General features: G+C 45.1%; 10 protein-coding genes. All 10 read left to right on the plus strand.

The genetic code is table 11. From position 1 onward, the window contains the following. Positions 1 to 6: 6 nt before the first annotated feature. The gene (locus tag JCM16456_RS17120) at positions 7 to 3,156 is read left to right on the plus strand and encodes an efflux RND transporter permease subunit (protein ID WP_068716774.1); all 3,150 of its coding nucleotides are present in this window, start codon (positions 7 to 9) and stop codon (positions 3,154 to 3,156) included. Continuing rightward, entirely contained in the window at positions 3,153 to 4,565 is a 1,413-nt protein-coding gene (locus JCM16456_RS17125) for an efflux transporter outer membrane subunit (protein ID WP_068716776.1), read from the plus strand. The genes JCM16456_RS17120 and JCM16456_RS17125 overlap by 4 nt, the downstream gene beginning before the upstream one ends. Before the next feature lie 375 nt (positions 4,566 to 4,940). Next, positions 4,941 to 5,411 (plus strand): hypothetical protein, encoded by a 471-nt coding sequence (locus tag JCM16456_RS17130; protein ID WP_068716778.1) that lies wholly within the window; start codon positions 4,941 to 4,943, stop codon positions 5,409 to 5,411. 374 nt (positions 5,412 to 5,785) lie between these two features. Continuing rightward, positions 5,786 to 6,184, plus strand: coding sequence for a SpoIIAA family protein (locus tag JCM16456_RS17135; protein ID WP_068716780.1), 399 nt, complete (start codon positions 5,786 to 5,788; stop codon positions 6,182 to 6,184). Between the two features lie 78 nt (positions 6,185 to 6,262). Next, positions 6,263 to 6,775 carry a GNAT family N-acetyltransferase gene (locus tag JCM16456_RS17140; RefSeq protein ID WP_068716782.1) on the plus strand — a complete coding sequence of 171 codons (513 nt, stop codon included), beginning with the start codon at positions 6,263 to 6,265 and terminating at the stop codon, positions 6,773 to 6,775. A 102-nt stretch (positions 6,776 to 6,877) separates the two neighbouring features. Beyond that, the gene (locus JCM16456_RS17145; RefSeq protein WP_068716784.1) at positions 6,878 to 7,822 is read left to right on the plus strand and encodes a sugar-binding transcriptional regulator; all 945 of its coding nucleotides are present in this window, start codon (positions 6,878 to 6,880) and stop codon (positions 7,820 to 7,822) included. Positions 7,823 to 8,059: 237 nt separating this feature from the next. Further along, positions 8,060 to 8,995, plus strand: coding sequence for a D-ribose ABC transporter substrate-binding protein (locus JCM16456_RS17150; protein WP_068716786.1), 936 nt, complete (start codon positions 8,060 to 8,062; stop codon positions 8,993 to 8,995). Positions 8,996 to 9,070: 75 nt separating this feature from the next. Further along, the gene (locus JCM16456_RS17155) at positions 9,071 to 9,661 is read left to right on the plus strand and encodes a DUF2291 family protein (RefSeq protein ID WP_068716789.1); all 591 of its coding nucleotides are present in this window, start codon (positions 9,071 to 9,073) and stop codon (positions 9,659 to 9,661) included. A gap of 2 nt (positions 9,662 to 9,663) precedes the next feature. After that, the gene (locus JCM16456_RS17160; protein ID WP_197655237.1) at positions 9,664 to 11,187 is read left to right on the plus strand and encodes a sugar ABC transporter ATP-binding protein; all 1,524 of its coding nucleotides are present in this window, start codon (positions 9,664 to 9,666) and stop codon (positions 11,185 to 11,187) included. Between the two features lie 2 nt (positions 11,188 to 11,189). Beyond that, positions 11,190 to 12,266, plus strand: coding sequence for an ABC transporter permease (locus JCM16456_RS17165; protein WP_068716792.1), 1,077 nt, complete (start codon positions 11,190 to 11,192; stop codon positions 12,264 to 12,266). The last annotated feature ends 31 nt before the right edge of the window (positions 12,267 to 12,297 follow it).

Raw genomic sequence — 12,297 nt, forward strand, 5'->3', positions numbered from 1 at the left:
TACGGGATGTCACGATTTTTTATTGACCGCCCCGTATTCGCGTGGGTGATTGCGATTATGATCGCATTTGCTGGAGCTTTATCGATTATTCGTCTTTCAGTGGAACAATACCCCGATATTGCGCCGCCAACCATATCAATTAGGGCAACGTATACAGGGGCTTCTGCGCAAACCGTCGAAAATTCAGTCACTCAAGTCATTGAGCAAAAAATGACCGGGTTAGATAATTTGGTCTATATGGAATCTTCGAGTCAATCGAATGGTTCTGCTCGGATAAAGCTGACGTTTACTGCCGATACCGACCCTGATGTCGCGCAAATGCAAGTAGAAAATAAACTCCAAGAAGCAGAATCAAAATTGCCTGATTCGGTGCAAAGTTCTGGTTTACGGGTTTCTAAATCCAGTGCTGGAAGCTTTTTTATGATGCTGGCGTTTAGTTCAGAGGATGAATCGTTAAACCGAACCGACCTAGCTGACTTTATGGTGTCGATGATTCAAGACCCGGTCAGTCGCATTTCTGGGGTTGGTGATGTACGCATTATGGGATCTGAGTATGCGATGCGGATCTGGCTAGATCCCGCAAAATTGCGTCACTATTCCTTAATGCCTTCTGATATTACCGCCGCGATTAAAGCACAGAATACCGATGTGTCGGCAGGGCAAGTCGGGGCATTACCAGCAGTTAATAATCAAGCGCTTAATGCCACCATTACCAGTCGAAGCCGTTTAAAAAACCCCGATCAATTTCGTAATATCATTGTTAAATCTGATGCCAGTGGGGCTGTTGTGCGATTAACCGATGTTGCAACGGTTGAGTTGGGAAGCGAGGATTACACCAGTACCAGTATGTACAACGGTAAACCTGCAGCAAGTATGGGGGTGGAACTAGCCAGTGGCGCGAATGCCATGACGGTGGCGAAGGCGGTGGAACAAAAACTCAACGAGTTATCTCCTTATTTCCCACCGGGTGTCAAATTTTATACAGCATCGTCTACGACGCCTTTTGTGAAAGTATCCATCGAAGAGGTAGTGCAAACCATATTTGAAGCCGTGGTATTGGTCATTGCCATCATGTTCTTGTTTCTACAAAACTGGCGCGTAACGTTAATTCCTGCTATCGCAGTACCTGTCGTGTTGTTAGGTACATTCGGCGTGTTATCAATGATGGGATATTCCATTAACACCTTGACCATGTTCGCGATGGTGTTAGCGATTGGTTTGCTGGTGGATGATGCCATTGTGGTGGTCGAAAACGTAGAGCGGGTGATGTCGGAAGAGGGGTTATCACCAGCAGAAGCGACCAAAAAATCGATGGGGCAGATTTTTGGAGCCTTAATTGGGATTACTCTGGTGCTGTGTGCGGTGCTACTGCCGATGGCATTTTTTGCTGGATCAACTGGGGTAATTTATCGCCAGTTCTCGGTCACTATCATCTCTTCAATCATGTTATCGGTTCTTGTGGCGCTTACTCTAACTCCCGCGTTGTGTGCCACGATTCTCAAACCGATTGGAATTGGTGAGGCAACCTCTTCACCAGGCTTATTAAAAAGAGCATTTCGCAGTTTTAACACCGGTTTAAGCCTTGGTACGTTACGTTATCAACATGGGGTTAAGGTGTTTCTTAACCATCGCTGGTGGTTTATTGGCGTCTATGTATTGGTACTGGTTGGTATCGGAGTATTGTTCCGCTCTTTGCCTACCGCCTTTATGCCCGAAGAAGACCAAGGTTCATTAATGGTGTCGGTGAAATTGCCGATTGGTAGCACGTCGAATAAAACCGAGGCTGTGATGCAGCAGGTTTCTGCTTATGTTGAGCAGCAGCCCGAAGTGGCGAGTGTGCTGTCGATTCTCGGTTACAGTATGGGGTCGAGTGGGCAAAGTGCCGGTATGGCTTTTGTGCGCCTCACCAATTGGGACGATAGAGAAGCCAGTGCGACCGAAGTTGGAGACCGTATAACCAAAGCAATGAAAAAGAAATTTCCCTATGCCCAGATTTTTGCGTTTGGTCGTTCAGGTATTCCCGGAATGGGCGATGCAACTGGCTTTGAAATGCAACTAGAAGATCTCGGTGGGGCTGGGCATGAAGCGTTAGTCAATGCGCGTAAGCAGCTTATCGCGATGGCGGCACAAAGTCCGTTATTGACCAATGTTCGCTATTCTAGCCTTGATGATGCTCCGACCTTAAACGTCAATATCGATGATGCTAAAGCGGGTGCAATGGAATTAACCAGTAGCGACATTAACTCGACCTTGTCCACTGCGTTCGGTGGTAGCTATGTCAATGATTTTATAGATAAAGGTCGAATTAAGAAAGTGTATGTACAAGGTGAAGCGCAAGCGCGTATGTTACCGAGTGATGTTTATCGCTGGAGCGTAAAAAACAGTGATGGAGAGATGGTGCCATTTTCTGCTTTCGCAACCAGTTCTTGGAGCTATTCTCCTAGCTCACTATCGCGTTTTAACGGTACAGCAGCGATGGAAATCAAGGGCCAACCTGCCCCTGGAGTAAGTTCTGGGGTGGCGATGAAAGAGATGGAAAGGCTTATCACGCAGTTACCCCATGGGTTCGGCTACAGTTGGTCTGGGGTCTCTTATCAGGAACGACAAGCGGGAACGCAAGCGCCCATACTCTACCTGATCTCTGTGATCTTTGTGTTCTTGTGTTTAGCCGCTCTCTACGAAAGTTGGACTGTGCCACTTTCTGTCATGCTCTCAGTGCCGATTGGCGTGATTGGCGCACTGCTGTTTACTTACCTGCGTGGTTTTAACAATGACATTTATTTCCAAGTGGGCTTATTAGCCACGATGGGGCTTGCGGCGAAAAACGGTATTTTGATAGTCGAATTTGCTAAAGAGCTGGAAGAGCAGGGGATGGAATTAGTTGAAGCGACACTGGAAGCGGCAAAATTACGGTTACGACCGATTTTAATGACGTCGCTAGCGTTTTTACTGGGGGTATTCCCGTTAGTGATCAGTACCGGCGCTGGTGCTGGTGGTCGTACTTCAGTGGGAACCGGGGTATTTGGTGGGACGTTAATCTCAACCATGTTTGGTATTTTCTTTGTTCCACTGTTTTATGTCATTGTGCGTTCCTTATTTGGACGCAAGCTAAAAGTGAAAGGCGCAAAACAAGGTCAAGAAGAGGTGGGTCAATGAAGGTACAAAAGTTAACGAGTGTCCCGCTTATTACCTTGGCTGTTATGTTATCGGGCTGCTCATTAGTGCCTGAGTATCAGCGGCCGCAAGCACCAGTGCCCGCTCAGTTTGCAAACGCCAGTACCAACGCAAGCCAAAGTGGCAGTGCAGTGCTTGATTGGCAGGGCATTTTACGTGATCACCGTTTACAGCAAGTGGTGGCGATGGCTCTCAATAATAATCGTGATTTGCGTGTTGCTTTACTCAATATTGAAAAGGCGCGGGCGCAGTATCGAATTGAAGATTCTGCGCTCTATCCTTCTGTCACGGCTGGGGTAACCCACACAGCGAGTAAAACTAGTGGTTCTATTACTCGTACCGATGCCTTAAAGGTCGGCATCAGTAGTTGGGAAGTCGACCTGTTTGGTCGACTGGATAGTCTAAGCCAAGAAGCGATGGAAACCTATTTGGCCACACAAGAGACTCAACGCAGCACGCGTATGGCGCTGGTTTCAGAAGTGGCAGTCGATTGGCTGAATGTTTGGGCTTATCAGCAGCAATTAGCCTTGGCACAACAAACCTATCAAAGTCAGCTTAATACATTGCGTTTAACCCAAGAGATGCATCGTTTAGGTGCTGCTTCTGGTGTAGACTTGGCGTCAGTTCAGTCCAGTGTCTACAGTGCGCGTGGTGATGTGGCGTTATATCAAACTAACTTGGAACAAGCACGTAATGCACTCGAACTGGTGGTTGGCAAGGGCGTTCCTGAGGCGTTATTGCCAATTGAAGACAATATTGATCAAGCGATAGCGCTTGCGCCATTAACCGACAATTTATCATCAGACGTACTCTTACAACGCCCTGATGTTCTGTATGCAGAGCACAGCCTAAAAGCGGCTAATGCCAATATTGGGGCAGCGCGTGCGGCGTTCTTCCCTACCATTTCATTAACCGCTAACGCAGGGCGAAGCAGTGACCAACTCTCAGATCTGTTCTCCGCTGGGCATGGTACTTGGTCGTTTATTCCTTCGATTTCGATTCCCATTTTTAATGCTGGTGAACTGCGCGCGTCGTTAGATGTGGCGAAGATCGAAGAGAAAGTAGAAGTGGCGCAATATGAACAGGCAATTCAAACCGCCTTTTCTGAGGTGGCAAATGCTTTTGCAGTTCGTCGACGTATTGATGAGCGATTAGTTGCGAAAGAGGGGGAAGTGGCTGCTAACCGTAAAACCTATCAATTAACTGATGCGCTCTATCGCAACGGTGCTGAGAGTTACTTGAATACACTTACAGCGCAGCGTAGCTATTACAGTACTGAACAACAGTTGATCTCGCTGAAATTAGCCGAGTTAGGTAATCGTGTCACCCTCTATCAAGTGCTCGGTGGGGGAGCTGACGCGACGGTGGAATCCGTCACTCACACGCCATAATTCCACAAGCTCGGTCATTTTCTTGTGGCATTTTACTAGAACGCCTCTGGCTCTAAGCTGGGGGCGTTTGTCTTGCTAAAGTCAGAAAAAAATGAGGATTGTATTAGGTTTACTTAAATTTGTGATATTGATCACGCAAATAATTGAGTGCTAAGTAATTGATATTACTATTTTTTGCTCGACCTAACCGATTGAAAATACAGATAAGTTTCAAATATTATGCAAGATATTGCCTGTTGGGCAAATTTTTACCCAGTTATACACACCGCTATACTGAATCCAACAAAAAAACAAAATTGAAACAGTCGGTTACGGAATAAAAAGCTTGGTTAACCGAACCAGTTCTCAAATCCATGGTTCAGGAGTTTGACTCACATGCTTACAGCGTCGAAGGCTTATACGTATCTACCTCACAGCAAAGTGCTTATTGTTGCCTCAATGGTTAGCGTTTTATCTGGGTGTTTTAGCGACAGTAAAGCGGACCATATTCGAGATTATTTGCAACACAATATCGAGTTCACCCAAAACGGTTGGAAGATTACCGATGTGCATGAAGGCCGCCAAGGGTATTACGTATCGATTACCATGGGGCATAACGATGAGAACAGTTATAAGTTCCTATACAACATGGCGAAAAATCGACGCAATAAGAATAAATTTGTCGATAACTTAGATACAACATACCAGAGCCGACTCAAAGCTTTGTGCCCCAATTCACAATCAGAGCGTGGTGCTGATTTTTGGCAAGATATGGGGGAACAGAAGTTCTTTGATATGAGTATTACGATTAAAGATTTCGGTAAAGGCGTCGTCGCAGAATCGTATTGCCATCGTCCCGAAGCGTAAACAAAGAGAACTAAATTGCGTGGCTTCGACTGAGAAAGGGTAACTAGGTGCCCTTTTTCGTTAAGTTGTGATCTCATGTCTTTCTTTACCGCGATAACGCTAGCGCTTTCACATCCTTATGATTTCGACATTTCTATACTTGAAACATGGTGATACATGAGTGCAACACGCTGTTCACTTTCTCAATGCTTTGCCAAGAGCGAATACATTCGCGCTAAAAAAGCATCTTGAGGTAACTTGGGTATAGAGCTAGCGTTGTTGGTCAATCAACAGTTTTATTTGCCAAGACGGTCATGGAGGACGATGTTTACGATATTCATCAAGCGATAAGACTGCGCCTCAGTCCACCAAAGGTATGATTCCCGGAGGTAATTATGGGCTATTACAAACATGGTGTATCAATTGGGTTGCTGCAAATTAACAGCGAGTTTGTGTTGTCGGTTAAAGCGGTTGGCACGTTAACTCATGAAGATTATCAGCACCTTGTTCCGATGCTAGAAGCCGCTATCAATAAAATTGATGAACCCCAAGTGAAAGTGCTGTTTGATGCCACTGAGTTTACGGGGTGGGAAATGCGCGCTGCATGGGATGACTTACGTCTTGCTGTAAAATACGGTTCAGGTGATAAAAAAGTCGCGGTCTACGGTAATCATGATTGGGTCGGTTGGACGATGAGAGTCGGTCAATGGTTTATGGCAGAAGGTGAAGTCGAGTCGTTTGATACTTATGAACAGGCTGTAGATTGGTTATGCGAGCCGGAAATGGCGCTGTAAAATTCATAGCTAATCAAGAAGATATCTGCTAAACAGAGTACCATGTTGCCGCGCAGGTAAAAAGGCGTGGCTTAGAATATGCCTAAGCGCTTAACGCGCAAGGCGAACATGGACATCATGATGATCGACTTACTCACGGAAATGACCGCAGCAGAGTTTCTGCATTTTAAAGCAGAAACCACACAAGAATACGCAGAAGAAAATGTCACCTCGGGTCGCTGGCCAGCAGAAGGCGCATTGGCACGCTCAGAATCCGAAATGGAAATCATCCTCCCTGAAGGCCAACAGACACCGCATCACTATTTTTTCAATTTAACCCCCGACGAAATCGGCCAGCCTGTCGGTCACTTATGGCTTAACGTCACGCCGCTATTTCAAAGCGCCTTTGTCTACAGCATCAAAGTCGATGAAGCCTATCGCCGCCGCGGCTACGCCAAAAAAGCGCTGCAAGAAGCGGAGTACTACGTGCAAAAACTCGGTATTAAACAACTCGGGCTGCACGTATTTACGTATAACGAAGGCGCCGTCGCGCTTTACCAATCCCTCGGTTATCAAACCACCAGCATCAATATGACCAAGAAGTTGGGTTGATTGTTACTAGAGACAGCTTGAAGTCAATGCTGAAAAAATCGACTGTGAATAAAAATTCGCTTACGATACAATATGACACCACGATGTATTGAGAGGGATCATATGTCAAAGCAAGATGAACAACGATTGCTGGTTAAAATAGCAACTCTATACTATGTAGATGGTAAGAAACAGTCTGATATTGCGGGACTTTTGTCTTTATCTCAGTCTTTTGTTTCACGAGCTATCAACCGCTGTTTAAAAGAAGGGGTTGTTAAAATATCGGTTGTACAACCCGACAATATATTTCTTGGCCTTGAGAAAGGCATCGAAACTCAGTTTGGTATTAAACAGGCCATCATTGTTGATGTGGCTCCTGATGCGTCGGACAGCGAGCTGAAACGCGCCATCGGTTCTGCTGCTGCTCATTTTCTCGAAACTCGCATTCGTAAAACGGATCTTATAGGGATCTCTTCATGGAGTAGCACTATCCGCGCTATGGTGGATGAATTGCATACCCAAACGCTGAAGGCTCAAGGTGTAATTCAGTTGCTCGGTGGTGTGGGAGCCAATGGTAACGTTCAAGCCACAATATTGACGCAAAAGCTAGCAGAGTTGCTTGATTGTCAGGCTTGGTTGCTTCCATCACAAAGTATCGAACGTTCAGTTGAAGAACGAGACCGTTTACTCGCGACGCAAGATGTCTCTCAGGTTGTAAGCCAATTTGACGCTGTCGATTACGCCATCGTTGGCGTTGGTCAACTTGCTCCCTCTCAGCTTTTGATGAATTCCGGAAACTATTACGACGAAGCGACACTAAAGACGTTGGCCGATCGAGGCGCCGTTGGTGATCTCTGTCTGCACTATTTTGATGATCAAGGGAATGCTGTACTTAAAGAGAATGAAGATCCTGTCATTGGTATGGAGCTAGACAAATTACGTAACTGTCCCAATGTGGTTGCTTTGGCGGGAGGCGATAAAAAAGTATCTGCGATCAAAGGTGCCTTGCTGGGTGGTTATATAGATGTGTTGATCACAGATTATGAAACTGCTCGCTCATTGCTTTAGTTTTTGCTCATTATTTTTCTAAGTGGAATATTGGATATGTTAACTAACCATCTGATATTCCATTTCTTTTTTAGAAATTCCTCTTCTCATTTTCTCATTCCTTTTCAGATAGCTTAATGTTTACTCTGTGATGATGTTCAGAATTTGACCATTCTAAAGTGGTAGATTTGTGCTAACTTTATTACGATTGTCTTGAATAAATACCATAACGTGAATATATATTCAGAGGTAAAACCCATGAATAACAAACTAATAAGAAAAACACTCCTTGCTTTATCTGTCATGGTTTCTGGGATCGCGTACGCTGATAATGGTTTAATCGCCATTATTACGCCTTCCCATGACAATCCATTTTTCAAATCTGAAGCTCTCGGCGCAAAAGAGAGAGCAGAGGAATTGGGCTACACCACATTGGTTGCATCTCACGATGATGACGCCAACAAACAAGATCAGCTAGTTACCACTGCGATTGCCAGAAAAGCCAAAGCTATCATTCTTGATAATGCTGGCTCTGATGTAACGATCGGAGCGGTAGAAAAAGCCAAAAAAGCCGGTGTGCCGACTTTTCTGATTGATCGAGAAATTAATAAATCTGGCATAGCGATTTCACAAATCGTATCCAACAACTACCAAGGTGCTCAATTAGGGGCCGAAAAGTTTGTCGCCCTAATGGGGGAAAAGGGCAAATATGTTGAGCTATTAGGTCGAGAGTCTGACACCAATGCGCATGTTCGCTCACAAGGTTTTCATGATGTAATTGATGATTACAGCGAAATGGAAATGGTTGCGCAGCAAACGGCTAACTGGAGTCAAACAGAAGCCTTTACTCGCATGGAGTCTATTCTCCAAGCTAATCCTGACATCAAAGGTGTGTTGTCTGGCAACGATACTATGGCCTTAGGTGCTGAAGCCGCATTGAAAGCCGCCGGACGCACAGATATTTTTGTGGTCGGTTTTGATGGCAGTGATTATGTGCGTGATTCCATTTTGGCAAACAGCAACATCAAAGCGACTGTCCTACAACCGGCTTGGGTTCAAGCCCAAATGGCGGTCGACCAAGCTGATAGATACATCAAAACAGGCAGTACGGGCGTACAAGAGAAACAATTAGTGGATTGCATCCTTATTGATGGTACCAATGCGAAACGTTTAAACACGTTTGCTATGCATTAACGGTGAGAAGGTTCTGGGCAAGTGAGATGGTTTTTTGCTTGCTCAGAAAGGAAACAATAAATAAGGAAGAGCGATATGCTGAAAACTCATTCTCATTTAGGTTGGCTTGTTGGAATGATAGCGTGTGTCCTGTTATCTGCTTGCGATGTTGTTAAATTGGACAGTAACGGCAAGCCCATTATTCCAATGTCTGCTGCGGATGCCGCTTCAATTAAGAATATGTCACCAGAAGCTCTGGCTGATAAATTCTGGCCAGACATAGTACAAGAAGCCAATCAAAAAGCACTGACGTTAGATTCTCTGACGCAGCTGTCTGGTAAAGCGAACCGCTTTATTAAACTGTCCGGCACGGTAAAAGGCATCGATAGCGAGACCAAGACTGCCACTATGGTGGTGAGAGCCTCCTCGAGTGAAGTGACATTACAAATTGGACCTATCATTCGCGGTAATTCGATTCGTGATGCCGCGTCATTTATCGAGTTCGATCAATTTAAAAATCAAGTGCAGTTTGCCCGCCTTTCTAAACAACTAAATAAAAAGGCGATGGCAAGTTTTCCATATCCCGACACCAGTTGGACTGGCAAAAAAGTAGAAGTGATTGCGGCTGTTACCGTTAGTAATCACAAAATTACCGAAGCCATTCCCATTGAGATTACTCAGAGGTAAGCATGATGGAAGAGAAACTAAAACCAGAAGTGATCATGCGTGCTGAGAATATTTCTATGGTATTTCCGGGTACCAAAGCATTGGATAATGTTTCTTACAATGTTTATCGCGGTGCTGTTAATGTCATCATTGGTGAAAACGGAGCCGGTAAATCGACGTTAATGAAAATTCTCGCGGGTATTCAGCAGCCAACAGAAGGTGAGTTGTTACTCAATGGCCGGTCGGTGGTGATCGATAGTACTCGCAGTGCTGCTAAATTGGGGATTGGCATGGTTCATCAGGAGTTAAACCTCTCTGATAACTTGAGTATTGCCGAAAACATTTTTCTTGGGCGAGAGCTACAACACGGAGTTTCTCCCATTGATAACGCTCATCAAGCTCAATTGGCTCAAGAAGTTATGGAACGGCTTAAACAGACGTTAGATCCTAACGAATTAGTCGCCAATCTTAAAGTGGGCCAAAAGCAACTGGTAGAAATTGGGAAAGCCTTGGCTGGTGACATCGATATTTTGATTCTCGATGAACCGACTTCAGCGTTAAGTAAGGCAGAGGTTGAGATTCTATTTTCCGTGATTCGCGACCTCACGTCACAAGGGGTTTCCATCATTTATATTTCACACCGTTTAGAAGAACTGATGGAAATAGGCAACTACATTACGATTTTGCGCGATGGCAAATTTCAAGCTGAAGCAGCGGTGACGGAGATCGATGTTGGATGGATTGTACGGGAAATGCTGGGAAGTGATCCTGTCACTGACTTTTTACCCGACCAGCGTCAGTTTGGTATCAAGCTGCTTGAAGCGGAAGACATTACCTATGTGAACGAGTCGGAAACAGCAGTTGTTGACCATGTCTCCTTTGATGTTCGAGAAGGGGAGATTGTGGGCATCTATGGTTTGATGGGGGCGGGACGTACTGAGCTATTTGAATGCCTTGTTGGACAATCAAATTATACTGGTCGATTTTCTCTAAACGGTAAGATAATTCGCCCCAATACTTCTACGCCTGACCGGATAAAAATGGGGATTGGTTTAGTACCCGAAGATCGTAAAAAGTCAGGTATTTTCCCTGTCAGTTCTGTGGCAACTAACTTAACGATTTCAAGTTTATGGAAGCGTTTAAAAGGGCTGGCTATCTCCCCTAAAGCAGAGCAGGAGGCCGTTAATTCTGCAATCGATTCTTTATCGATTAAGGTCTCGACACCAGAAGTGGAAATTCAAGCTCTCAGCGGTGGTAACCAACAAAAGGTTGTGATTGGCCGCTCGCTGTTAACTGAACCTAAGGTGCTGCTCCTAGATGAGCCAACGCGAGGGATTGATATCGGTGCGAAAGCAGACGTGTTTGAAATGATGGTTAAGCTTTCGCAACAGGGTATTGGGATTCTTTTCTCTACTTCAGATCTTAAAGAGATTATGGCGGTTTCTGATCGAATCTTGGTGATGTCCAACGGTAAGTTGACCGCTGATGTAAGGCGAAAAGAGACCAATGAAGAACAGTTAGTGTTAGCCAGCGCGCAAGGATTTTAAATATGAAAACTCAAACATTATCAAGCGCCGAACTGCATGCGCATAAGTTCAACTCTGCCAATTTAGGTTTGTTATTGCTAAAGCTAAGAACCTTCATTGCGCTGTTTATTATCTTGGGATTTTTCTCATTTATGGTTGATGGGTTCCTCGAACCCGCCAGTTTGATCATCATGATTAAACACATTTCTATTAACGCTTTTCTTGCTCTAGGGATCACCTTTGTCATCATTACTGCAGGTATTGACCTTTCAGTCGGCGCGACTTTGGGCTTTTGTGGCATGGTGGCTGGCTACATGATTGCGAAAGGGATTGTCCTTCCTATGTTTGGTATCGCCATTTTCCCCAGCGTCTGGATCATTGTCCCTGTCGTGTTGGTGATTGGTGGTTTGATCGGTGCCGTGAATGGTTTAATTATTACGCGCTATAACGTTGCGCCATTTATCTGCACATTGGGCACCATGTACGTGATTCGCGGTGCGGCGATGTTACTTTCTGCAGGTGAAACTTTCCCTGGTTTGCAAGGTAATCCTCAGCTAGGCAATACCGGTTTTGACCTCATTGGTTCCGGTGATTTTCTGGCAATTCCCTACGCTATATGGCTGATGTTTATTGTCGCCGCAATTATTGCCTACATAGCGAAAAAGCTGCCTTTTGGACGCCATGTGTATGCCATTGGGGATAACGAACGGGCCGCTGAACTTTCTGGGGTGAAAGTCAATCGCGTTAAAATTTGGGTTTACACCATCTCAGGATTATGTGCCGCACTGGCCGGAATCGTTGTGACATCCCAATTGGTAGCAAGTCACCCTGCCACAGGTACCGCGTTTGAAATGAATGCGATTGCGGCTGTTGTTCTTGGTGGTACATCGTTGGCCGGAGGGCGGGGTACGATCAGTGGCACACTTATCGGTGCATTTGTTATCGGCATTTTGGCAGATGGCTTAGTCATGATGGGCGTGAGCGAATTTTGGCAAATGGTAATCAAAGGCTTAGTGATTATTATCGCTGTGATTATCGACCAAATGCAGAGCAAAATGCAGTATAAAGCGGCTATTACTTCCCAAAAATCAGTAAGTTAATAAAGGCCTGGTAAGCGAGGGAAGGTGGTGT

The organism is Vibrio tritonius (assembly GCF_001547935.1).
GTDB classification, from domain to species: domain Bacteria; phylum Pseudomonadota; class Gammaproteobacteria; order Enterobacterales; family Vibrionaceae; genus Vibrio; species Vibrio tritonius.